Annotated in this window: 22 protein-coding genes; 17 read left to right on the top strand and 5 right to left on the bottom strand. The window is 46.8% G+C overall.

Features of this window, described 5'->3' with window-relative positions:
- Positions 1-72 precede the first annotated feature (72 nt).
- Entirely contained in the window at positions 73-243 is a 171-nt protein-coding gene (locus IDJ77_RS08985; protein ID WP_191188612.1) for a hypothetical protein, read from the top strand.
- Positions 244-409: 166 nt separating this feature from the next.
- Here the strand turns inward: IDJ77_RS08985 and IDJ77_RS08980 are convergent, their stop codons facing one another.
- A complete protein-coding gene (locus IDJ77_RS08980) occupies positions 410-1,333 on the bottom strand; it encodes a DUF6263 family protein (RefSeq protein WP_191188611.1) in 924 nt (307 codons plus the stop codon).
- Positions 1,334-1,811: 478 nt separating this feature from the next.
- On the opposite strand from IDJ77_RS08980, the gene ilvD reads away from it, so the two are divergent.
- From ilvD to ilvA, 12 genes are all read left to right on the top strand, one after another.
- Complete coding sequence (gene ilvD, locus IDJ77_RS08975) at positions 1,812-3,524, top strand: dihydroxy-acid dehydratase (RefSeq protein ID WP_191188610.1); 1,713 nt, start codon at positions 1,812-1,814, stop codon at positions 3,522-3,524.
- Positions 3,525-3,599: 75 nt separating this feature from the next.
- Positions 3,600-5,354: a biosynthetic-type acetolactate synthase large subunit gene (ilvB, locus tag IDJ77_RS08970; protein ID WP_224751024.1), complete on the top strand. Its 1,755-nt coding sequence runs from the start codon at positions 3,600-3,602 to the stop codon at positions 5,352-5,354.
- Positions 5,355-5,403: 49 nt separating this feature from the next.
- Entirely contained in the window at positions 5,404-6,009 is a 606-nt protein-coding gene (gene ilvN, locus IDJ77_RS08965) for an acetolactate synthase small subunit (protein WP_191188609.1), read from the top strand.
- A 157-nt stretch (positions 6,010-6,166) separates the two neighbouring features.
- Entirely contained in the window at positions 6,167-7,225 is a 1,059-nt protein-coding gene (ilvC, locus tag IDJ77_RS08960; protein ID WP_191188608.1) for a ketol-acid reductoisomerase, read from the top strand.
- 214 nt (positions 7,226-7,439) lie between these two features.
- A complete protein-coding gene (gene leuC, locus IDJ77_RS08955; RefSeq protein ID WP_191188607.1) occupies positions 7,440-8,855 on the top strand; it encodes a 3-isopropylmalate dehydratase large subunit in 1,416 nt (471 codons plus the stop codon).
- A complete protein-coding gene (gene leuD, locus IDJ77_RS08950) occupies positions 8,852-9,442 on the top strand; it encodes a 3-isopropylmalate dehydratase small subunit (RefSeq protein WP_191188606.1) in 591 nt (196 codons plus the stop codon). Before leuC ends, leuD begins: the two co-directional genes overlap by 4 nt.
- 215 nt (positions 9,443-9,657) lie before the next feature.
- A complete protein-coding gene (locus tag IDJ77_RS08945; protein ID WP_191188605.1) occupies positions 9,658-10,455 on the top strand; it encodes a methyltransferase domain-containing protein in 798 nt (265 codons plus the stop codon).
- A gap of 139 nt (positions 10,456-10,594) precedes the next feature.
- Complete coding sequence (gene leuB / locus IDJ77_RS08940) at positions 10,595-11,668, top strand: 3-isopropylmalate dehydrogenase (RefSeq protein WP_191188910.1); 1,074 nt, start codon at positions 10,595-10,597, stop codon at positions 11,666-11,668.
- 10 nt (positions 11,669-11,678) lie between these two features.
- Entirely contained in the window at positions 11,679-12,053 is a 375-nt protein-coding gene (locus IDJ77_RS08935; protein WP_191188604.1) for a hypothetical protein, read from the top strand.
- A gap of 15 nt (positions 12,054-12,068) precedes the next feature.
- On the top strand, positions 12,069-12,824 hold the full coding sequence (locus IDJ77_RS08930; protein WP_191188603.1) for a class I SAM-dependent methyltransferase: 756 nt from the start codon (positions 12,069-12,071) through the stop codon (positions 12,822-12,824).
- 90 nt (positions 12,825-12,914) lie between these two features.
- Entirely contained in the window at positions 12,915-14,081 is a 1,167-nt protein-coding gene (locus IDJ77_RS08925) for a 2-isopropylmalate synthase (RefSeq protein WP_191188602.1), read from the top strand.
- Positions 14,082-14,086: 5 nt separating this feature from the next.
- The gene (gene ilvA / locus IDJ77_RS08920; protein ID WP_191188601.1) at positions 14,087-15,337 is read left to right on the top strand and encodes a threonine ammonia-lyase IlvA; all 1,251 of its coding nucleotides are present in this window, start codon (positions 14,087-14,089) and stop codon (positions 15,335-15,337) included.
- A gap of 181 nt (positions 15,338-15,518) precedes the next feature.
- On the opposite strand, the gene IDJ77_RS08915 is transcribed toward ilvA, so the two are convergent.
- On the bottom strand, positions 15,519-17,003 hold the full coding sequence (locus tag IDJ77_RS08915) for a phytoene desaturase family protein (protein ID WP_191188600.1): 1,485 nt from the start codon (positions 17,001-17,003) through the stop codon (positions 15,519-15,521).
- An 81-nt stretch (positions 17,004-17,084) separates the two neighbouring features.
- Between IDJ77_RS08915 and IDJ77_RS08910 the strand changes: the two genes are divergently transcribed.
- From IDJ77_RS08910 to IDJ77_RS08895, 4 genes are read left to right on the top strand one after another with little or no spacing between them, the layout of a single operon-like run.
- Positions 17,085-17,918, top strand: a complete 834-nt coding sequence (locus tag IDJ77_RS08910) for a phytoene/squalene synthase family protein (protein WP_191188599.1) — start codon at positions 17,085-17,087, stop codon at positions 17,916-17,918.
- Between the two features lie 7 nt (positions 17,919-17,925).
- Entirely contained in the window at positions 17,926-18,498 is a 573-nt protein-coding gene (locus tag IDJ77_RS08905; protein ID WP_191188598.1) for a hypothetical protein, read from the top strand.
- Position 18,499: 1 nt separating this feature from the next.
- Positions 18,500-19,177, top strand: coding sequence for a lycopene cyclase domain-containing protein (locus tag IDJ77_RS27935; RefSeq protein ID WP_191188597.1), 678 nt, complete (start codon positions 18,500-18,502; stop codon positions 19,175-19,177).
- Entirely contained in the window at positions 19,174-19,413 is a 240-nt protein-coding gene (locus IDJ77_RS08895) for a cytochrome b5 domain-containing protein (RefSeq protein ID WP_191188596.1), read from the top strand. Before IDJ77_RS27935 ends, IDJ77_RS08895 begins: the two co-directional genes overlap by 4 nt.
- Positions 19,414-19,722: 309 nt before the next feature.
- Here the strand turns inward: IDJ77_RS08895 and IDJ77_RS08890 are convergent, their stop codons facing one another.
- From IDJ77_RS08890 to IDJ77_RS08880, 3 genes are all read right to left on the bottom strand, one after another.
- Positions 19,723-20,259: an RNA polymerase sigma factor gene (locus tag IDJ77_RS08890; RefSeq protein ID WP_191188595.1), complete on the bottom strand. Its 537-nt coding sequence runs from the start codon at positions 20,257-20,259 to the stop codon at positions 19,723-19,725.
- 269 nt (positions 20,260-20,528) lie between these two features.
- Complete coding sequence (gene murB, locus IDJ77_RS08885; RefSeq protein WP_191188594.1) at positions 20,529-21,548, bottom strand: UDP-N-acetylmuramate dehydrogenase; 1,020 nt, start codon at positions 21,546-21,548, stop codon at positions 20,529-20,531.
- A 29-nt stretch (positions 21,549-21,577) separates the two neighbouring features.
- The gene (locus IDJ77_RS08880; RefSeq protein ID WP_191188593.1) at positions 21,578-23,251 is read right to left on the bottom strand and encodes an ArnT family glycosyltransferase; all 1,674 of its coding nucleotides are present in this window, start codon (positions 23,249-23,251) and stop codon (positions 21,578-21,580) included.
- Between the last annotated feature and the right edge of the window lie 15 nt (positions 23,252-23,266).

Raw genomic sequence — 23,266 nt, 5'->3', positions numbered from 1 at the left:
TCGGGCCTTTTTTTGTGGGATGACTTTTGTGCTATATTAAAAAAGGGTAGATTTTTTAAAGGGATAACAAGAATGACAACATTAACCATGCGGCAAAAACTAATGAGTTGTTTGGCTGGTGCGGAAGAAAACAAAGTAAAAGCCATCTTTATATTATTGGAAAGAGATATTGATGAGGGAGAAGCCTTTTTATTGTCTGACGAACAACTCGACATCTTAGGCAGGAGGAAGAGTTGCATTTAACTGGCAAAACCAAATCCTATACCCGGGACTAAGCTATTCAAATAATCAGAAGGCAACGAGATTTTTAAATGTGCTATTGATAATAAAGCAGATTCAAGAAGCATCACAAGCAAATACAAAAGAAGTCCGCACAAATGTTCGGACCTCTTTTGTATTACAAGATTTTTTATTTCCCCGTTGCCGTCATGTCGGCAATGATGCTCATTGGGTAGGTCATCCCTCCTGGTGTTTTTGGAGTATCTTTTATTTGCACGGTAGCTTTAAGGGCGCGGGTTTGTTTGTTCTCGCTGATCCAGCCGGTGGTTTTGTTGAGTTTTACTTTGGTGGTAAGTTCGCCGGATACGGCGGTCATACGCATCTGTATCCCGTTAGCTACCCTGTAGGCCGGCAGTGTCTTCTCAGATAATACTGTGCCGGTGCCTTCGATTAAATACGCGTCGTCGGTTATGGCTTTCAAACTATAGTTGATCTTTGTATTAGCAACTATGGCTGCTGCTTCCATTAAATTATTCGTTGTCCATAAACCGTTAACGCCGATCTCATCTTTTGGCAATATCACAAACGAATCCTGCAGGTTAGCCTTGATCGATTTTTCACCGAACGATTGCTGAAGCTGGGCCTTTAGCTGATTCTTTTGCTCCTCGGGTATCGGGGGTAAGTTATCAAACATGTGTACGTAAAGGCTGTCGGTACCCTTTACCGCTACAACTCTGCCGCGTGTACTCATCGTAATAGTAAACGGCCTGTTCAGCATCGACCCTAACAGCTTGGAAATAATGTCTTGTCTATCCAAGCTGCTGCTAAAATCAATCGTCTTATCCATCATATCCATATGCATGGCCATATTTACATAAGTGGTTTCCAGGGTATACAAAGTATCAGTTATCGCGGTTACCTTATGGGCCACCTTCGCGGTAATCACGGTGGTCATTACCTGGTGGGTGCCGCTAATGGTTTGGTCGATACTGATATTGGCGTTGGTGGTAAGATAGTACGTACTGTCTTTTTGAAGATTGAGCCGCAGCTTTACCTTTTGGGCGTAACTACTTATGCCGATAAACAGCAGGGATAAGGTTAGGTATTTTTTCATGTTGAATTTACGAGTGTTTAAATATGCCGATTTTTTTAGGGATAGCAAATTAAAAACCCAAACTTATGCGTTCAGTGCAGCGGGTAGCATCTTAAAAAAGTGGTACCCTGGAATTCTTGCTTTGTTCGGGCTTGTTCGGGCTGTTCGCGCTCCATCGCGAACGCGAACAAACGGCCAATTTTTTTCCCGCCGGGCACCATTTCAGGCAGAATTTCGGCAACTTGTTATGCATGCATAAAATACATACCAAATACCGTTTTAAACTTTGGTATAAGGTGTTAAAAATTATATTCTTTATTTTATATATTTAACAAATTTTAATTCCGTTAATTTTATTTATAAAGTACAATATACTTTTTTAAAATATTTTTTCAATCTGTTGTTATTCGCGATTGCTATATCTAACTTACAGAAACAGATTGCAACCTAATCATCTATCAACAAATTTAGCGTTTACGTTGATCGTAAAATATAAAAAATGAGTTCATCATCAGATACTACAGCGGCTATAGAATTAAACAAGTATAGCAAAACCTTTACGCAGGACCCAACACAGCCGGCCGCACAGGCCATGCTTTACGGGATCGGCTTAACCGACGATGATATGCGTAAAGCACAAGTTGGCGTGGCAAGTATGGGTTACGATGGCAATACCTGCAACATGCACCTGAACGATTTGGCCAAACTGGTTAAACAAGGCGTATGGAACGAGGATATGGTGGGTTTGATATTCCACACCATTGGCGTAAGCGATGGCATGAGCAACGGTACCGAAGGGATGCGCTACTCCTTAGTGAGCCGCGATATTATTGCCGATTCTATAGAGGCTGTTACCGGCGCACAATATTATGATGGCTTAATAACACTGCCAGGCTGCGATAAAAACATGCCGGGCTCTATTATGGCTATGGGCCGTTTAAACCGCCCATCTATTATGGTATACGGTGGTACCATCAAACCCGGCCACTGGAAGGGTGAGGACCTGAACATTGTATCGGCATTTGAGGCCCTCGGTAAAAAAATGGCCGGAACTATTACACCCGAGGATTTTTTGGGTGTGATAAAAAACGCCTGCCCGAGTGCTGGTGCCTGTGGCGGTGTGTACACGGCCAATACTATGGCTGCAGCCATCGAGGCATTGGGGATGAGTTTGCCTTACTCGTCATCAAACCCCGCCCTAAGCGAAGATAAAAAAGCCGAGTGCCTTGCAGCAGGCGCGGCCATCAAGATCTTATTAGAAAAGGACATCAAGCCATCAGACATCATGACCCGCGAAGCATTCGAGAATGCCATTGTGGTAATTATGGTATTAGGCGGCAGCACCAACGCGGTATTGCACCTGATTGCAATGGCCAAAAGCGTAGGCGTAAAAGTAACGCAGGATGATTTCCAAACCATAAGCGACCGCATCCCGGTACTGGCCGATATGAAGCCAAGCGGTAAATACATGATGGAAGACCTCCACAATGTTGGCGGTGTGCCTGCAGTAATGAAATATTGCTTGTCGCAAGGCTGGCTGCATGGCCATTGCCTTACCGTTACCGGCAAAACCATAGCTGAGAACTTAGAATCGGTACCTGAGATGAGCTTCGATACCCAAAAGATCATCTTCCCGGCAGAGAACCCGATAAAGGCTACCGGCCACTTACAGATATTATACGGAAACATTGCCGAAGGTGGCAGCGTAGCCAAGATCAGCGGTAAAGAAGGCACTCATTTTGAAGGCCCTGCCCGCGTGTTTGATGGTGAGTTTGAACTGATAGCAGGCATCCAAAGCGGTCGTGTACAAAAAGGCGATGTGGTGGTTATCCGCAATGTGGGCCCAAAAGGTGCACCGGGTATGCCCGAGATGCTGAAACCAACCTCGGCCATTTTTGGCGCAGGTTTGGGTAGTTCGGTAGCGTTAATTACCGATGGCCGCTTTAGCGGTGGTACACATGGTTTTGTAGTAGGCCACATCACACCTGAAGCTTTTGACGGTGGTGCAATCGGCCTCATTAAAGACGAAGACAAGATCATCATCGATGCTACGACCAATAAAATCAATGTGATCTTGTCGGACGAAGAAATGGCCGCCCGCAAGGCAGCCTGGCAACAACCGGCACTTAAGGTAACCAAAGGTTTACTATACCGCTATGCAAAAACAGTGACATCGGCAGCAGAGGGTTGCGTAACGGATGAAATGCCGTAAGAGATTAAAGACAAAAAGAGTAAAGACAAGAGAATAATAAAGCTGGTAAATAACACCGGTGTAATCAATATAACAATGGAAGTACAAACAATCACACAGGAAATCGGTGAAATCACAGCAGAATCGGTGAAATCACAAGCCGTAGAAGTTTCAGGGTCGGTAGCTTTATTAGAGGCTTTGATCGTGGAAGGTGTGGAAACCATTTTTGGTTACCCCGGCGGCGCTATCATGCCAATTTATGATGCCCTTTACGATTATAACGATAAGCTAAACCATATCCTGGTTCGCCACGAACAGGGCGGTATCCATGCCGGTCAGGGTTACGCACGTACATCAGGTAAGGTTGGTGTGGTATTCGCTACCAGCGGCCCCGGTGCCACCAACTTAGTTACAGGCCTGGCCGATGCCCAAATAGACAGCACACCATTGGTTTGTATCACCGGGCAGGTTTTTGCGCACCTTTTGGGTACCGATGCTTTCCAGGAAACAGATGTAATAAACATCACCACCCCGGTTACCAAATGGAACTACCAGGTAACCGACGCTACCGAGATCCCCGAAGTTATTGCCAAGGCATTTTACATTGCCAAAAGCGGCCGCCCGGGTCCGGTTTTAATAGATATCACCAAGAACGCGCAGATCCAAAAGTTCAGCTACGAAGGTTATGTAAAATGTAACCATATCCGCAGCTACAGGCCAAAACCTATCGTTCGCCACCAGTATATACAAGAGGCAGCCGAGCTGATCAACAGCGCCAAAAAGCCGTTCATCATTTGGGGGCAAGGTGTAATATTGGGTAGTGCCGAACAGGAATTTAAAGCTTTTGTAGAGAAAAGCGGTATCCCCGCAGCCTGGACGGTACTTGGCGCAGGCGCTATCCCAACAGACCATCCGCAAAACGTGGGTATGCTGGGTATGCACGGTAATTACGGGCCAAACGTATTAACCAACGATTGCGACGTACTTATTGCCATAGGTATGCGTTTCGATGACCGTGTAACTGGCCGTCTGGATAAATATGCTAAACAGGCGAAGGTTGTCCACCTGGATATCGACCCTGCGGAGATCGACAAGAACGTAAAATCAACCGTACCGGTATGGGGCGACTGTAAAGAAACCCTGCCCCTGCTTACCGCTTTAATTGAAGAAAAACAACATACCGATTGGTTGAACACCTTTAACGAATACACCGCCAAAGAAGTTGAAGCGGTAATTCATAAAGAATTAAACCCCGAAAGTGGCGAAATGACCATGGGCGAGGTGATCAAACAACTGAACGAGATTACCAAAGGCGATGCCGTTATTGTTACCGATGTAGGCCAGCACCAGATGGTAGCCTGCCGTTACGCCAAGCTGAACAAAACCCGCAGCAACGTTACCAGCGGTGGCTTGGGTACCATGGGCTTTGCCCTCCCGGCTGCTATAGGCGCTAAATTTGGCGCGCAGGAGCGTGATGTAGTCGCTATCATCGGCGATGGTGGTTTCCAGATGACCTTGCAGGAACTGGGTACCATTATGCAAAGCAAAGTTGATGTAAAGATCATCATCCTCAACAACCGCTTCCTGGGCATGGTGCGCCAGTGGCAGGAACTGTTCAACTCGCGCCGCTACTCTTTCGTAGATATCCAAAGCCCCGATTTTGTGATGGTGGCAAAAGGTTATGGCATCGATGGTAAATCAATATCGGAACGCGACGATTTAATCCCTGCGCTGAACGAAATGATGAGCCACAAAGGCGCATTCCTTTTAGAAGTAATGGTAACCAAAGAGAACAACGTGTTCCCGATGGTGCCGCAAGGATGCAGCGTTAGCGAGATCAGATTAAAATAAGAAAGAGCCCAGCCTCTCCAAAGGAGAGGACTTAAAAACAAGACACAACATGGAAACCATAGATAACGAAAAGCAGGAATTTAACATAACGGTTTACACGGAGAACCAGATAGGTTTATTAAACCGTATTGCCATTATATTTACCCGCCGTAAGATCAATATCGATAGCCTGAACACTTCTCCGTCGGAGATAGAAAGCATCCACCGTTTCAACATTGTGATTACCGAATCTGAAGATGTGGTGCGCAAGCTTACCCGTCAGATAGAGAAACAGGTAGAAGTGCTTAAAGTATACTACCATACCAACGAGGACGTGGTTTGGCAGGAAATGGCGCTTTATAAAATGAGCACCGATGTTATTGCCGAAAAAGTTAGCGTAGAGCGTTTGCTGCGCGAGAATGGTGCCCGCGCGGTTGTTATCCGTAAGGATTATACTGTGTTTGAAACAACCGGCCACCGCGAGGAAACCGATAACCTCATCAAAATTCTTCAGCCTTACGGTTTGATAGAGTTTGTACGCAGTGCACGCGTGGCCATCATCAAAAAAAGCGACGGCTTCAACAGCAAGCTCCGCGAATTTGAAAGGCTTGAACCAGGCGAAGACGTTATGGAAAACGAATATCTGAACAAGGGGCAGAAGGTTTTTACGATGTAAAGCCTCCCAGCCCCCTGAAGGGGGAGCAGGAGAACGAATCGGTGAAATCATCCTCAATCGGTGAAATCCAGAAAATAGTAATCAGTTATAAATCACAATAAAAAATCAATCGGTGTAATCATTAAACAACATCGGTGTAATCACAAACAATAAAACAATGGCAAAACTAAATTTCGGCGGTAGTGAAGAAAATGTAGTAACCCGCGAAGAGTTCCCTTTATCAAAAGCTCAGGACGTATTAAAAGACGAAGTTGTAGCAGTAATTGGCTACGGTGTTCAAGGTCCGGGCCAGGCGCTCAATCAAAAAGACAACGGCATCAACGTAATTGTTGGCCAGCGTAAAAATTCAAAAACATGGGATAAAGCTATCGCTGATGGCTTTGTACCCGGCGAAACCCTTTTTGAAATTGAAGAAGCCCTTGAAAGAGGAACCGTTATTTGCTATTTATTAAGCGATGCAGCACAGATAGCTTTATGGCCAACTGTTAAAAAACACTTAACCCCGGGCAAAGCATTATACTTTTCTCATGGTTTCGGTATCACTTTTAACGAGCAAACCGGCATCATCCCTCCTGCTGATGTGGATGTATTTTTAGTTGCTCCTAAAGGTTCGGGTACTTCATTACGCCGCATGTTCTTACAGGGCCGTGGCTTAAACTCAAGCTACGCTATCTTCCAGGATGCTACAGGCAGGGCTTTTGAGCGCGTTATCGCTTTAGGTATTGCTGTTGGTAGCGGTTACCTGTTCGAAACCGACTTCCGTAAAGAAGTATTCAGCGATTTAACCGGCGAGCGCGGTACGCTGATGGGCTGTATCCAGGGTATTTTTGCTGCGCAGTACGAAGTATTGCGTGCTAACGGCCACTCACCTTCAGAATCTTTCAACGAAACTGTAGAAGAGTTAACCCAATCGTTAATGCCATTAGTTGCAGAAAACGGTATGGACTGGATGTACGCCAATTGCTCAACCACTGCACAACGCGGCGCATTAGATTGGTGGAAGAAATTCCGTGATGCTACCAAACCGGTATTTGAAGATCTTTACAAAAGCGTTGCAACCGGTGTTGAATCACAAAAATCAATCGACAGCAACAGTAAAGACGATTACCGCGAAAAATTGGATGCCGAATTGGCAGAATTACGCGAAAGCGAATTATGGCAGGCAGGCAAAACTGTACGCAGTTTACGCCCCGAGAACCAGGCTGTAGAAGCATAATAAAAAGGCGAAAGCCGAAAGGTAAAAGGCGAAAGCTAAAAAATTACCACCTCGTCATTGCGAGGAACGAAGACAACCGACCGAAGGGAGCTCATTGATACCTTAAAACAAAAATTAACGTATCAATAATCTCTAAGCTATGCATAACCGATATGCAAATCGGGAGATTGCTTCGTTCCTCGCAATGACGTAGTTTATTAATATAAGAATCACAATGGGACAGACATTATTCGACAAGATTTGGGATGCGCACGTCGTCAGTAGCAACGAGGGTTTCCCGGATATTTTATACATCGATACACATTTCATACACGAGGTAACCAGTCCGCAGGCATTTGATGGTTTGCGCGCAAGAGGCTTACCGGTTTTCAGGCCAAAACAAACCGTTGCCACGGCCGACCACAACGTCCCCACCTGGGACCAGCACCTCCCCATTAAAGAAGAACTTTCCCGCTACCAGGTTGATATGCTCACCAAAAACTGTGCAGAGTTCGGCATCGAACTTTACGGTTTAGGGCATCCCTTCCAGGGTATCGTACATGTTATAGGTCCCGAACTGGGCATCACCCGTCCTGGTGGCACCTATGTTTGCGGCGACAGCCACACCTCTACGCACGGTGCATTTGGCGCTATTGCTTTCGGTATTGGCACCTCGCAGGTAGAGCAGGTTATGGCTACCCAGTGCTTGCTTCAGCAACGCCCAAAAAGGATGAAGATAGAAGTGAACGGCAAGCTGCAAAACGGCGTTGGCGCTAAAGATATCATCCTGTACATCATCGCACAAATTTCTGCGGCAGGCGGTACAGGCTACGCGGTAGAATATGCCGGCGATACCATCCGCAGTTTAAGCATGGAAGGCCGCATGACCATCTGCAACATGAGCATCGAAATGGGTGCCCGTTGCGGTTTGATTGCACCCGACGAAACCACCATTAATTATGTAAAAGGCCGCGAATTTGCCCCAAAAGGCGAAGCGTGGGACGAGGCTGTTGCTTACTGGCAAACTTTGTATTCTGATGAAGATGCAGATTTCGACAGTGTATTGAGCTTTAAAGCCGAAGATATTGAGCCGATGATCACCTACGGAACTAATCCGGGGATGGGCATTGGCGTTACACAGCACGTACCCGAAACTGCTTCGTTTGAGCAGAAACAACAGGGTTCGTACAAAAAAGCCCTTGATTACATGGGGCTGCACGATGATGAACAATTGTTAGGCAAACCTATCGATTACGTATTCATCGGCAGCTGCACCAACTCGCGCATAGAAGACCTGCGCCAGGTAGCCGAATTTGTAAAAGGCAAACACAAGGCCGATAACGTTACCGTATGGGTAGTGCCCGGCTCTAAACAAGTACAGGAACAAGCCATCCGCGAAGGCTTGGACAAAATATTTGATGCAGCAGGTTTCCCGCTGCGCGAACCGGGTTGCAGCGCGTGCCTGGGCATGAACGAGGACAAGATCCCCGCAGGTAAATACTGCGTATCTACCTCCAACCGCAACTTCGAAGGCAGGCAGGGGCCAAACTCCCGCACATTTTTGGCAAGCCCGTTGACGGCTGCGGCGAGTGCAATAACAGGTGTGGTGACGGATATCCGCTCATTCTTAAAAGAGGAGGAATTAGTATGAGTACCAAAATATTCAAACACATACAAACCAGCGTAGTGCCGCTGCCTATCGAGAACATTGATACGGACCAGATTATACCTGCAAGGTTTTTAAAGGCCACTACCCGCGAGGGATTTGGCAACAACCTGTTCCGCGATTGGCGCTACGATAACGAGGGCAACCCTAAAACGGATTTCGTATTAAATGAGCCCATCTACAGTGGCAAGATCCTTGTTGCTGGCAAAAACTTTGGTTGCGGCAGTAGTCGCGAGCATGCCGCCTGGGCCATTGCCGATTATGGCTTTGATGCCGTAGTAAGCAGCTTTTTTGCCGATATCTTTAAAGGTAATGCGCTAAATAATGGCTTATTGCCGGTACAGGTAAGCGATGATTTCCTGGCGAAATTATTTGCTGCCGTTTTTGCAGATCCGCACGCGGTAATCGAGATAGACCTGGTAGACCAGTTCATCAAAATAGTAGCTACAGGCGAGCAGGAGAGTTTTGAGGTAAATCCTTACAAAAAAGCCTGCATGACCAACGGTTACGATGATATCGACTACATCCTCAGCAAAAAAGAGTTAATAACGGAATTTGAGGAAGCAAGATAGTTAGTGGCAGTCCGCTCGGTGAGTTGACTCACCCCGACGGCCCGCATGCGCGGGCGTCGACCCTCTCTGCTCCGCAAAGAGGGTTTAAAAGAGGTTATCCGTACCCTCTTTATCGCAGATAGAGAGGGTCGAACAGCGAAGCGTATTCGGGGTGAGTAAAATAGCCCCGCGAAAGGTATCTGAGAGCACCAATGAACAAATGAACCAGTGAACTAATGAACCAACAAAAAGAGATAAAACGCGAAGGCAAAGGCACCGCTAAACTATTCGATGAGCGTAGTTTGGAAGTGGATTATGCTACCCTGCCTCCCCTGCTGCAACCGGGCTGGAAAGTGCTGGATGTAGGCTGCGGTACAGGCGCTATCTCTAAAGGCATTGCTTTGGCAGTTGGTTCAGCGGGCCATGTAACCGGCATTGACAACACGGCGTACTTTATCGAAAGCGGTAAAGAAACCTATGCCGAGATCGAAAACCTGGAGCTGATTCATACCAGTTTATTTGATTACGAACCGGCGGAAAAGTTCGACCTCGTAACATCGGCACGTACCCTACAATGGTTAAGTACGCCGCAGGAAGCTGTAGTAAAACTAAAGTCGGTGTTAAAACCGAGTGGCATTTTATCCATTTTGGATTATAACCACGAGGCATTGGAATGGCAACCCGAACCGCCCGCGAGTATGCGTAAGTTCTACGCTACCTTTTTACGGTGGCGGGGTGATGCAGGCATGAATAACCACATCGCAGAAGACCTGCCGGAATATTTTTCTGAAGCAGGTTTAATCGATGTAGAAGTGCTGGAAGCGAACGAAGTTTACAAAAAAGGCGATGCCAATTTTGCGCACAAGGTGGGTATTTGGTCGTCGGTAGCGCAGATGACACAGATGGTAGATGAAGGCTACATCAGCAATGAAGACCGGCTGCTGGCCATTGAAGAATACAATAGCTGGATTGAAACAGACGCGGAACTGATGGTGATGAAACTAAAAGAAGTACGCGGGGTAAATAAAATATAAAAAACGCGTCATTGCGAGCGAAGCGCGGCAACACTCGGCAAGTAGAGACCCTAAGCAAGTCCGACCTGCCTGCCGAGGATTGCTTCGTTCCTCGCAATGACGTGTAGAGATAAATGACGGATAGAAGATAGATATGAGCATCAAAAAACACATATTAGTAATACCCGGTGATGGCATCGGCCCTGAGGTTACCACCTGGGGAAAAGCTGTTTTAGAGAAAATTGCCGAGAAATTCGGTCATGAATTTACTTTCGACGAGGCCCTGATGGGCCACGCGGGTATTGAGGCTACCGGCAACCCGCTGCCCGATGAAACCCTGGAGAAAGCAAAGGCCAGCGATGCTATCCTGTTTGGCGCTATTGGCCATATCAAATACGATAACGATCCATCCGCAAAAGTACGTCCGGAGCAGGGTTTGTTAAAGATCCGCAAGGAATTAGGCCTTTATGCCAACCTGCGCCCTATCATGCTTTTTGATGAGCTGCTGGATGCATCGAGCCTGAAACCGGAGATCCTGAAAGGAACAGATATCCTTTTCTTCCGCGAGCTAACCGGCGACGTTTACTTCGGTGAGAAAAAACGCAGCGAAGACCGCAACACCGCGTCGGATCTGATGATCTACAGCCGTTATGAGGTAGAGCGTATCGCTATAAAAGCTTACGAAGCAGCTATGGTACGTGGTAAAAAACTTTGTTCGGTAGATAAGGCCAACGTTTTGGAAGCTTCACGCCTGTGGCGCGAAGTGGTACAGGATATTGCCAAACAATACCCTGAGGTAGAAACTGAGCACATGTTTATTGATAATGCAGCCATGCAACTGGTAAAAAACCCTAAAAAGTTTGATGTGGTATTAACCGCCAACCTGTTCGGCGATATCCTTACCGACGAGGCCTCGCAAATTGCGGGCTCTATGGGCATGCTGGCATCGGCTTCTATAGGTGATGGCACAGGCTTTTTCGAGCCTATCCACGGTTCGGCACATGATATTGCCGGGCAGGACAAAGCCAATCCGCTGGCCTCTATCCTATCGGTAGCACTGATGCTGGAGATCAGCTTCGGCCTGAAAGATGAAGCAAAAGCCGTTACCGACGCCATCGACAAAACATTAAAAGACGGTTACCGCACCGGCGACATTGCCGATGCCAATACCGACAAAAGCAAAATATTAGGCACAAAATTAATGGGACAAAAGGTGTTGGAATATATCAATTGATACCCATAGGATGACGCTGCTTAAGATCCTCATCCTTCTGCTGTTCCCTTTCTGCGTTGCAGGCGAGGGGCATTCAGGTGGATTTTTCGGGGTACTTGAAGGCGCATTGATATGGCAACTTGTTACACGTGGCAACGAGCAGGGTTTACTTATACTACTGATACTGATACCCCAGGTATTAGGTATCTTAGCTATTACAAAATCGCACAACCGGCTGATGATGGTAATAGCACTTTACTTTAGCCTGATAGTTACGATTGCAACATATATTTCCAGGGAAGCGGGTGTGTTTCTTGCAGGCAATCTGGCATTTTTAACAGTTGTTGGAATTTACATCGTAAAAAGCATACCAGACACCCGCACCAATGAACTAATGAACCATTGAACAAATGAACCAACAATGAAATGGAACGCTGAATTATACGACGATAAACACGCCTTCGTATTTCAATACGGAGAGAACGTGTTGGAATTATTGGGGATCCAACCTAATGAGCGCATACTCGACTTGGGCTGCGGTACCGGCTATTTGACCAGCCAGATCCAGCAAAAGGGCGCAAAAGTTACAGGTATAGATGCCTCGGCAGATATGATAGCCAAAGCAAAGGCCACCTACCCGGAAGTGGAGTTTTTTGTGAAGGACGGTACCGATTTTCATTTCGATGAGAAATTTGACGCGGTGTTCTCCAACGCTACGCTGCACTGGATAAAAAACGCCGATGCGGCCATTAAATGCGTTTACGATTCGCTTAAACCCGGCGGCCGCTTTGTGGCCGAAATGGGTGGCAAGGGTAATGTGCAGCAACTGATAGCGGCCACCCGCCAGGTATTGCGCAAGCATGGTTACACCCGCCAGGCCGAAACCGAAGTTTGGTATTTCCCATCATTGGGCGATTACACCAGTCGGTTAGAGGCACAAGGTTTCCGCGTAGCCTTCGCATCGCATTTCGACCGTAAAACACCACTACAGGATGGCGATGAAGGCGTAGCTAAATGGATCACCATGTTTGCCCCGCTCTATCTATTAGGCATCCCGCAGAGCGAAAAACAAGAATTGCTAAAAGAAATAACCGCGCTATTGGAGCCGCATTACAACGAAAACGGCCAATGGTATGCCGATTATAAAAGATTAAGATTTATAGCTATAAAAGAGTAGTTAGTATCAAGCAGCAAGACAAAAAACACAACGTCTTAATACTAACTACCTGATACTAAAGTCCCCAAAAGATTACTAAAACAAAGAACTATGTTACACGATCCCAACCGCGTTTATGTTTTTGATACCACGCTTCGCGATGGCGAGCAGGTACCGGGCTGCCAGCTTACAACCCCCGAGAAAATTGATATAGCCCGCGAACTGGAAATACTGGGCGTGGATATTATTGAAGCAGGTTTCCCGGTATCGAGCCCGGGCGATTTTATGAGCGTTGTAGAAATTTCTAAAGCTGTAAAAGAGCCAACCGTTTGCGCCCTTACACGTGCCAACAAAATGGATATTGATGTAGCGGTAGAATCGCTTAAATACGCCAAGCGACCGCGCATTCATACAGGTATTGGCTCTTCGGACATGCACATCAAGCATAAATTCAACAGCACCCGTGAGGAAATTTTGGAGCGTGCTGTAGAAGCCGTTAAATACGCCAAAAAATCTGTTGAGGATATTGAGTTCTATGCCGAGGATGCCGGCCGTGCCGATGTGGTATACCTTGCCCAAATGGTTGAGGCCGTTATTGCTGCCGGTGCTACCGTGGTGAACATCCCCGATACCAACGGCTATTGCCTGCCGGATCAATACGGTGCCAAGATCAAATACCTGAAGGAAAATGTTAAGAATATCGATAAGGCTATCATCTCGGTGCATTGCCATAACGATCTGGGTTTGGCCACAGCCAATTCCATCGCCGGTTTGCAGAACGGTGCCCGCCAGATAGAAGGTACCATTAACGGCATCGGCGAACGCGCGGGTAACACCGCTATAGAAGAAGTGGTGATGATCCTGAAAACGCATGCCACACTTGGTTTACATACCAATATCAACAGCCGCAATTTTTACGAAATGAGCCGCATGATCAGCAGTCAGATGCGCATGCCGGTACAGCCCAATAAGGCTATCGTTGGCGGCAACGCCTTCGCGCATAGCTCGGGCATTCACCAGGATGGCTTTTTAAAAATGCGCGAAAATTACGAGATCATTCGCCCCGAAGATGTGGGCTTCCCGAGCGCAAGTATTGTTTTAACAGCACGTAGTGGCCGCCACGCCCTTAAATTCCACCTGGAAAGGCTTGGCCATAAGCTGGATAAAGACGAGCTTTACGACGCATATAAACGCTTTTTAACGCTGGCAGATGTAAAGCTGGACATCAATGATGATGACCTGCAGCAACTGATGGCTTATAAGCTGGTAAAGAACTAAGAACAATGGACACAATAACGGAAAATCATTTGGATTTTGAAGCGGCATACGAGCGGTTAAAAGGTGTAGTAAGGCACACGCCTTTAGAACACAACGCCCGCCTGTCGGAAAAATACGAATGCGAGATATATTTAAAACGCGAAGACCTGCAGATCGTTCGCTCTTACAAATTAAGGGGCGCTTATAACATGATCAGCAGGCTGAATACCGAGCAGCTGAGCCGCGGCGTAGTTTGCGCCAGCGCCGGTAACCATGCGCAAGGTGTTGCTTTCTCCTGCAAAAAACTGGGCACCAAAGGCGTAATTTTTATGCCGGAGATCACCCCCAAGCAAAAAGTAAAACAGACAGAAATGTTTGGCAACGGCAACGTGGAGCTGGTTTTGGTAGGCGATACCTTCGACGATTGCCTGCGTGAGGCCCTGATATATACCGAGGCTCATGGCATGACGTTCATCCCACCTTTTGATAATGAACAAATTATTGAAGGCCAGGGAACTGTTGGTGTAGAGATCTTCGAAGACCTCCCCGAAGTTGACGCCGTAATTATGCCGGTTGGCGGTGGCGGCTTGGCAGCCGGCGCGGGTACTTACCTGAGGCAGCAAAACCCCGACATATTATTGATCGGTGTAGAGCCGGAAGGCGCCCCATCCATGTGGACGGCCATTGAAAAAGGCGAGCCCGTTACCTTAAAAACCATCGACCGCTTTGTAGACGGTGCCGCCGTAAAACGCGTTGGCGAAAAAACTTTCCTGCTTTGCCGGGATGTGCTGGATGATATGCTCACTGTACCCGAGGGTAAAGTTTGCACCACTATCCTCAAGTTGTATAACGAGGACGCCATCGTGGTAGAACCTGCCGGCGCTTTATCGGTAACCGCGCTGGATGCTGTTAAGGACCAGATAAAAGGCAAAACGGTAGTTTGCGTTATTAGTGGTGGTAATAACGACATTGAACGCATGCAGGAGATCAAAGAGAAATCGCTGCTGTACGAAGGTTTAAAACACTATTTCATTGTGCGTTTTCCGCAACGCCCGGGTGCTTTAAAGCTGTTTGTAACCAACGTATTGGGTCCCGGCGATGATATTACCCGCTTTGAGTTCATCAAGAAAAACTCCAAAGAGAACGGCCCTGCCCTGGTTGGTATCGAACTAAAAAATGCCGGCGATTACCCTTCGCTGCTGGCCCGTATGGACGAGCACCGATTTGAAGTGATCGAAATTAACAAGGATGCTACGCTGTTTGAGTATTTGGTGTAAGTATTTGGCGATAAGTTTTTTGTAGAGACGCGATACTTCGCGTCTTTTTTTGTGCCCCTAACGTCATGCCGAATTTATTTCGGCACCCCACACGGCAGGTAGTCAGCTTGCAAGGCGCCTTAGCATAGTGGTTACTTTTATGATGGGGTGCTGAAAAAATCTCAGCATGACGTGGTTAACCTTACTTCGCCTCCCCCATCATATTCATCGCCTCCTTCGCCGCTATCTGGCCGGATATCAATGCAGGCGGCACGCCAGGGCCGGGAACGGTTAGCTGCCCGGTGTACAGCATATTATTGATATGCTTTGCCCGCATAGCCGGTTTAAAAAATGCGGTTTGTGCTAAGGTATTGGCCAGCCCATATGCATTCCCTTTAAAGGAGTGGTAGTCGGTTTTGAAATCTTCCATCGCGTAGCTACGCTTTAAAACAATGGCATCGCGGAGGGGCTGGCCGGTTACCTGTTCAAACCTGTCCACCATTATATCGAAATACTGTTCGCGAAGCACTTCGCTGTCTTCCAACCCCGGTGCAAGGGGCATCAGGAAAAAGATATTTTCGCATCCGTCCGGAGCAGCATCGGGGTCGGTTTTGGAGGTACAGCAAACGTAAAATAATGGCTTGCTTGGCCATTGCGGGTCGGTGTAGATCTCTTTGGCGTGCTGTTCAAAGTCTTCGTCAAAAAAAAGGTTATGGTGCTGTATGCCGGGGATCTTTTTATTGGTACCGATGTAGAATAACAAACTGGATGGCGACATGGTACGGCTATCCCAGTACTTCTCTGTGTAGTTTCTATGGGGTTTTTCTAAAAGATGCTGGTCGGCGTGCTCGTAATCAGCACCGGTTATTACAAAATCGGCTTTGAAATCGCCTTGCGTAGTTTGGATATTGCTCACCTGTTTATCGGCAACCTCAATCTTGGTTACTTCCGTATTCAGCTTGATCTCCACACCATAGCTTTCGGCGATGTTGACCATTGCCTTTACAATTTCGTTCATGCCGCCCATGGGGTACCAGGTGCCGAGGGCAAGGTCGGCGTAGTTCATCATGCTGTACATGGCAGGGGTATCTTTTGGCCGCGCACCTAAAAACAATACCGGGAACTCCAGCAGTTTAATGAGTTTGGGATTTTTGAAATACTTGCGCACATGGCTGCTCATACTGGTAAGCAATTGCATACTGATACTTTTGCGGATGAGGTTAAAGTCGATAAACTCGGTAATGGAGTGCGAGGGGCGGAAAACATATTCGCCCATGCCTACTTTGTATTTGTAGGCAGCCTGTTCCATAAATAATTTAAGCCCCTTGCTGCTGCCGGGCTCGATGCTTTCGAAAAGTGCTTCCAACTCGCCCATATCCGCCGGGACATCCATTATATCATCCTTGCCATAATAAACCCGGTAACCGGGGTCGAGGCGTTTCAGGTCGTAAAAATCGTTCGGTTTTTTGTCGAAAAGGGCGAAGAGATTCTCGAAAACATCGGGCATCCAATACCAGCTTGGGCCCATATCAAACTTAAAACCATCCTTTTCCCAAATGCGGGCACGGCCGCCGGGCTGGTCGTTCTTTTCTAAAACGGTAACGCGGTAGCCTTCCTTCGCCAGCACGCATGCCGAGGCCAAACCCGCGAAACCTGCCCCTATGATAATAATTTGCTTGTTTTTCATCCGAAATCAAATGTAAACATTACTGCAACGCAAAAACAATACGGCGCCGGTTTTGTACATTTGGGGTAACAACAATTATAAATGAATTTGTTTGACGAAACGTGCTTTGAATGCAGTAAACTGATCACCGAAAAGTATAGCACCTCGTTTAGCCTGGGTATAAAAGCTTTCGAAAAACGTTTGCGCTATCCCGTTTACGCCATTTACGGCTTTGTGCGCTATGCCGATGAGATAGTAGACACCTTTTACGGGCACGACCAGCGTCAATTGATAACCGATTTCCGCGAGGAAACTTTTAAGGCCATCGAACGCGGTATCAGTACCAACCCGGTGCTGCAATCGTTTCAGCAGGTGGTAAACCAATACGGTATCGAACGGGAATTGATAGATGCCTTCCTCACTTCCATGAAAATGGACCTGGATAAAACCCAATACGATGAAGGCGGCTACAAAGTGTACATCTACGGCTCGGCGGAGGTAGTGGGCCTGATGTGCCTGCGCGTTTTTTGCGCCAACGACGGTATGCTGTATAATCAGCTTATTTCCAAAGCACGCAGCCTGGGCTCCGCCTTTCAAAAGATAAACTTCCTGCGGGATATCAAAGCCGACTATGAAGAACGCGGCCGTACTTATTTTCCGGGTGTTGATTTTGCAAACTTTACCGCGCACGATAAAAGCATTATAGAAACTGATATTAAAAAAGATTTCGACGATGCGCTGGCGGGTATAAAACTACTGCCACAAGCCGCACGTTTGGGTGTGTATGTGGCGTACGTATACTACCTGGAGCTGTTTAAGAAGATTCGCCGAACGCCTGCGGGTGTTATTATGCAGAAAAGGATCAGGGTATCCAATTCGCGCAAGCTGAGCCTGTATTTAAAGGCCCGCCTGCACCAGAAAATGAACGTGATATAATTTGCCGATGCTTACCGTACTAAAATATTCTGAATTCAAATACCTGCTTTTAACAATGCTGGCGGGTGTCATTATGTCTTTTACTTCGGTTGCCAAGGACGACGGCAGTGCGCCGGACCTCCGCGTGATCCGCAAGCAACTGCTCAGTGCTCTCGAAAGCAAAAAAACTACCGATTCGCTTTATAACAGCTTGGGCGCTATAAAAGATCGCCCGGCACTGATCAACGCTTACATGGGTACGCTAGAAGCCCTGAAGGCCAAGCACGCCTGGAACCCCTACTACAAGATCAAATACCTCAACGATTCGGAAAAGACCTTTAAAACCGCCGTGGCTACCGATCCCCATAATATAGAGATCCGCTTTATGCGCTTTTCTATCGAGCATAATGTGCCTAAGTTTTTGGGCTATACCAAAAACCTGGTGGCCGACCGCGAGGAAATAATCAAACAGGTAAATGCAAAATACTATACGTCGGCTGATAAAACCCTTGTGAAAACCATCATCAAATTCCTGCTCGATTCTAAACGCTGCACCGCCGCCGAGCAGAAAAGCCTCACCCAACACTTAGCCGCCTTATAGCGTGAAATACACCTACCTCATCATCAACCTGCTTACCGTGGTTTTCCCGGTAGCCCTGTCGTTTGATAAGCGGGTAGCCTTTGCCAAAAGCTGGAAGCACCTTTGGCCGGGTATGGCCATCACCGGACTGGTGTTTTTATTTTGGGACGTGCTGTTTACCGTTTACGGCGTATGGAGTTTTAACGCCCAATACATTACCGGCATCAAATTTATTGGCTTGCCACTGGAAGAGATCCTCTTCTTTTTAACCGTGCCGTTTTCCTGTGTATTTATCTACGCCTGCCTCAATTATTATATAAAATGGCAGCCGCCATTTGTGCTTACCCGCATAATATCCAACCTGCTCATCGGTGTATCGGTATCTTTACTGTTGTTTAATCACACCCGTTTGTATACTGTGGTTACCTTTGGCCTGCTGGTAGTTTTGCTGGTAGTGTTAGTTTATTTTTTGAAGGTAGAATGGCTCGGCAGGTTTTACCTGGCCTTTGTGGTGTCGCTTATTCCGTTTTATATTGTAAACGGAATTTTAACCGCATGGCCGGTGGTACTTTATAACGACGCACAAAATATGGGAATCCGCGTGGGCACCATCCCTTTTGAGGACCATTTTTACAGCATGGCCTTGCTACTTCTGAACGTTGCTTTTTTTGAATACTTTAAAACCCGCAAAACCGCATGAGCGAACTGCCAGTATACACCAAATCGCAGCTTGCGCTACGCAACGGGCAGGATAAGCCTCAGATCTGGGTAGCCCTTAAAGGCATTATTTACGATGTTACCGAAAGCCGGCTCTGGCGCAACGGCAAACACTATGAACACTGGGCCGGGCAGGACCTTACCGAAGAACTGGCCGATGCCCCGCATACGGAGGGTGTATTTGAGAAGTTTAAAGTGGTGGGGAAACTTCAGCTGTAGCCTCACCCTGCCCTCTCCAAAGGAGAGGGTTCTAAAAAACTTTTGAAATCCTCTCCTTTGGAGAGGATTTAGGTGAGGCTTCGTTAAGACAAAAAAACCGCCTCACCCCCAACGTCCTTGCGAGGAGCGGCGGGAAGGATAGAGCGGTGGGGCGACGTGGCAATCATCGGCAGGCAAGGCGGATTTGCAAAGTGGCTCTACCTGCCGAGGGTTGCCGCGCTTCGCTCGCAATAACGATGGGGTAAAAGGGCACAAAAAAACCCGCCATTAAGCGGGTTTCTTTCTTTATCTATATGTTGAGTTTATTGCTTAGTTTTCTGCGTAGATAGGTTTTGCAATACCGTTATCGTAAGCCTTAAGGTTTTTCTTAAGCAGCTTGCGGGCTACGTGGATGCGGGTTTTCACGGTGCCGATAGGGATAGTTAAATGATCGGCAATTTCGTGGTATTTGTGGCCTTCAAAATACATGGTGAAGGGTACATAATAATCTGCAGGCAAACGATCTAAAGCGCGTTTGATATCATCCATCACAAATTTAGCTTCGCCTTGGTTTTTTGTTGAACTGAATACCAGGTTTGGCGAAGAAATTTCATCGCTTTTGGTAACAAAAGTGCTCATTTTAACAAAACGGCGATAGTTGTTGATGAAGGTGTTTTTCATGATGGTGTATAACCATCCTTTCAAATTTGTACCTTCTTTAAACTTATTATAGTAAGTTATGGCTTTCAACATTGTATCCTGAACAAGGTCGTTAGCATCGTCTGCGTCGTGTGTGAAGTGTAAGGCGTATGACCTTAATGAACTTGCTTGACGTAATACCAGGGTGTTAAACTCAATCTTTGTCATTCTGTTAATGTTTTGTATTGAGTATTATTCAAACATGATACCACGAAATGAAAAGTGTATGAAATTTAAGAACGGTGCGGAAACAAAATTAATAAGGCAAAATAACGCCGCATCGTCACAAAATGCCGCAATTGGCTATAAATCAACCAAATAAACAAACCAATGGATTTAATGCCCTGCAGAAAACAATTAAAAAGAATTTAAAACAATTCAGATTTTAAATACTTAGGGCAGAGCGAGTTGAGAAAATATCTTTTTAATTAAACAAATTAACTAACAATATTCACCTCGCGTTGCAGGGTAACGCCAAATTTAGTGTACACACTGTCTATGATTTGCGACGAAAGGGCGTAAACTTCGTGCCCGGTAGCGCCGCCGTGGTTCACTAATACCAGCGCCTGGTTCTTCCAGGTACCGGTGTTGCCTACGGTTTTTCCCTTCCAGCCGCATTGCTCTATCAGCCAGCCGGCGGCCAGTTTTACAAAGCCATCACCCGCCGGATAATTAACAACATCGGGGAAGTTTTGTTTAACAGGCTCAAATTCTGCTGCGCTGATCACCGGATTTTTAAAGAAACTGCCTGCGTTACCAATAGTAGATGGGTCGGGTAGTTTAGATACCCGGATATGCGATACCACCTGCGATACATCTTTCAAGGTCGGCTCACTGATGCCGCGTGCAGCTAATTCCTGTTCTATCGCGCCATATTTTAAATTGAACTTAGGGGTAAGTGATAAATGGAACTTTACCGATACAATAATATACTGCCCCACCAATTCGCTTTTAAAAACGCTTTCGCGGTAGCCAAACTTGCAATCTTCTTTACTAAAGGTTTTGATGGTACCGGTAGCTATCTCAAAAGCCTGGCAGCTTTCAAAAACATCTTTCAGCTCTATGCCGTATGCGCCTATGTTTTGAATGGGCGATGCACCAACAGAACCGGGGATGAGGCTCAGGTTTTCCATACCGGCGTAGCCATGGTCAACACAGTAGTTTACCAGGTCGTTCCATACTTCACCCGCGCCCGCTTCTACAAAAACATCATCGTGACTAATGCGGTGTTCAATGCCCCGAATGTTAAGGCGGATAACCAGTCCATCAAAATCGGCCACCATCAGCATATTGCTGCCACCGCCTAAAACCAGTCGGGCCATATGCAGCCATTGCGGGTCGGCAAACAATTCGGCCAGTTCATCGGCATGGTTTATCTCCGCAAAGTAGCGGGCATTAGCATCTATACCAAAGGTGTTGAAATTTTTGAGCGAAACGTTTTCCTGTATTTGCAGCATGTGGCGAATTTCGGAAATTTTTGAGAGCGTTAATTCACCCTGATCAAATAAAAATGAATCAGTGCGCTTTTTCGCGTTGCCTGGTTAATAAAGCTGAGCTTCAAATTCTCGCCGAAGTAATTATCAAATACTTTAAGTACCTGTATGCGGCGCGGGCTGTTTTTCAACTGCTCCATAGCATCATCGTCTGCAAAAACCAGGTGAGTGTTTGTTTTTTTGTGCTGAATGATCTCCTCTGCTGTGGCATAGGCAACAGGTTCTTTCATATAAAAATCGAACCTATCGGCCATAGGTGCGGTGGAAACAACCTGCTGCCCGGGATAGTTGGTGTTTACATAACATGCCGCAACCTCATCGCCTTTGTAGCTTAACAGCACAGGGTAAAATACCAGCACGAAATAGGTGTTGATAATTATCATTACTACACAGCTCAACAAAAACACAGGCCGATATCCCTGCCCCTGCTGCCGGTAAATAAAAAATACGGCACCAGCCCCGGCTATAAAAAGGATAACCGGAAGGATGATCTTCCCCGGAGCAAACGCTATACCTAACGCTACAAAAACCGCAAGCAATAAGCCGCAGATGATATATTGGCTGATGTTAAAAAACCGGGCTTCGGCTCCCCCGGCTAATGAGCTGATAAAGCCCGCAGTGATCACTGCAAAGAATGGAAACAGGATATTGGTGTAAAACGGCAGCTGAAATTTGGAGATAGAAAAAATGAGCAGCATCACCAGCGCTGCAGAAAGGCAGATGTATTCGGGCTGTGGTTTACCTTTTATTATATCTCTTATCTTTTTACCGAGCGCGTAAAAAAACACGATGGCCCAGGGCGCAAAGGCCCAAAGCAAGGTATGCAGGAAAAAGAAGGGGTCGCCGTGCGAGTTTTTAATAAAGCCATCGTTATTAAAACGGCCAAACTGGCTGCCCCACAAAAACCATTGAATGCCCGATACACCGGTGCGGCCAAATACCATCTTTTCGGGATGCTGGTCGAACTGAACATATACGGTATAAACTTCGGGCAGTACAAACAGGCATACCAGCAGGAACGACAAGAGCCAGCGCCATTGTAACAAACCTTTAAAGTCTTTTTTAAACAGATAATCGCCAATAATGGCGCTGCCAATAGGGATGAGCAGGTAGATTCCCTTCGTCATGACCGCGCAGGCGGCAAACAGCGAGGCCAGCAGCAGATGGGCGATGCTAAACTTTTCTTTCAGTTTGTAAAAGTGATAGATACTACCTATCAGCAGCCCCATAATATAAGGTTCGGCACGCACGTCCGTATTCGACATGATGGTGTGCTGCGCGGTAAGCAGGATCAAAACCGCCAGCAGCGCGGTTTGCATATCGTAAAACTTACGGCCAAGCTTATAGGTGTAAAATACCGACATAAAATAAAAAAGCAAAGCCGGCAGTTTGTATGCGATGGTGTTTACGCCCAACATTTTAAAGCTAAGCGCCACCACCCAAAAAGGGAAATGGGGCTTATCCAGCCAGTCGCGACCGTGATAGTATAGGTCGGTAAAGTTGTTTGTTTGGGCCATATTGCGGGCAAGCATGGCATACAGGGCCGGGTCGTCCGAAAAAAAGGGAATACCGATGCCGGCTATGTTTACCAATATGGCGGCGGCCATTACATAATAATACACACTTTGAGACAATTGCCCGCGAGGAGAGGTTATTGCTTTTTCCACTAAACTTGTTTAGTT

The sequence above is a fragment of the Mucilaginibacter pankratovii genome, assembly GCF_014773265.1.
GTDB lineage: Bacteria > Bacteroidota > Bacteroidia > Sphingobacteriales > Sphingobacteriaceae > Mucilaginibacter > Mucilaginibacter pankratovii.
Note: the sequence above shows the minus strand (reverse complement) of the source record. Positions and strands in the feature narration are given on the sequence as shown.

Coding starts and splice junctions, on each gene's coding strand:
- leuD (WP_191188606.1), top strand. CDS start 8,852: ATGAGTACCAAAATATTCAAACACATACAAACCAGCGTAGTGCCGCTG.
- murB (WP_191188594.1), bottom strand. CDS start 21,548: ATGCTGCAAATACAGGAAAACGTTTCGCTCAAAAATTTCAACACCTTT.
- IDJ77_RS08945 (WP_191188605.1), top strand. CDS start 9,658: ATGAACCAACAAAAAGAGATAAAACGCGAAGGCAAAGGCACCGCTAAA.
- ilvA (WP_191188601.1), top strand. CDS start 14,087: ATGGACACAATAACGGAAAATCATTTGGATTTTGAAGCGGCATACGAG.
- IDJ77_RS08890 (WP_191188595.1), bottom strand. CDS start 20,259: ATGACAAAGATTGAGTTTAACACCCTGGTATTACGTCAAGCAAGTTCA.
- ilvC (WP_191188608.1), top strand. CDS start 6,167: ATGGCAAAACTAAATTTCGGCGGTAGTGAAGAAAATGTAGTAACCCGC.
- IDJ77_RS08985 (WP_191188612.1), top strand. CDS start 73: ATGACAACATTAACCATGCGGCAAAAACTAATGAGTTGTTTGGCTGGT.
- IDJ77_RS08935 (WP_191188604.1), top strand. CDS start 11,679: ATGACGCTGCTTAAGATCCTCATCCTTCTGCTGTTCCCTTTCTGCGTT.
- IDJ77_RS08905 (WP_191188598.1), top strand. CDS start 17,926: ATGCTTACCGTACTAAAATATTCTGAATTCAAATACCTGCTTTTAACA.
- ilvB (WP_224751024.1), top strand. CDS start 3,600: ATGGAAGTACAAACAATCACACAGGAAATCGGTGAAATCACAGCAGAA.
- leuC (WP_191188607.1), top strand. CDS start 7,440: ATGGGACAGACATTATTCGACAAGATTTGGGATGCGCACGTCGTCAGT.
- IDJ77_RS08930 (WP_191188603.1), top strand. CDS start 12,069: ATGAAATGGAACGCTGAATTATACGACGATAAACACGCCTTCGTATTT.
- ilvD (WP_191188610.1), top strand. CDS start 1,812: ATGAGTTCATCATCAGATACTACAGCGGCTATAGAATTAAACAAGTAT.
- IDJ77_RS08915 (WP_191188600.1), bottom strand. CDS start 17,003: ATGAAAAACAAGCAAATTATTATCATAGGGGCAGGTTTCGCGGGTTTG.
- IDJ77_RS08910 (WP_191188599.1), top strand. CDS start 17,085: ATGAATTTGTTTGACGAAACGTGCTTTGAATGCAGTAAACTGATCACC.
- IDJ77_RS08980 (WP_191188611.1), bottom strand. CDS start 1,333: ATGAAAAAATACCTAACCTTATCCCTGCTGTTTATCGGCATAAGTAGT.
- IDJ77_RS08925 (WP_191188602.1), top strand. CDS start 12,915: ATGTTACACGATCCCAACCGCGTTTATGTTTTTGATACCACGCTTCGC.
- ilvN (WP_191188609.1), top strand. CDS start 5,404: ATGGAAACCATAGATAACGAAAAGCAGGAATTTAACATAACGGTTTAC.
- IDJ77_RS08895 (WP_191188596.1), top strand. CDS start 19,174: ATGAGCGAACTGCCAGTATACACCAAATCGCAGCTTGCGCTACGCAAC.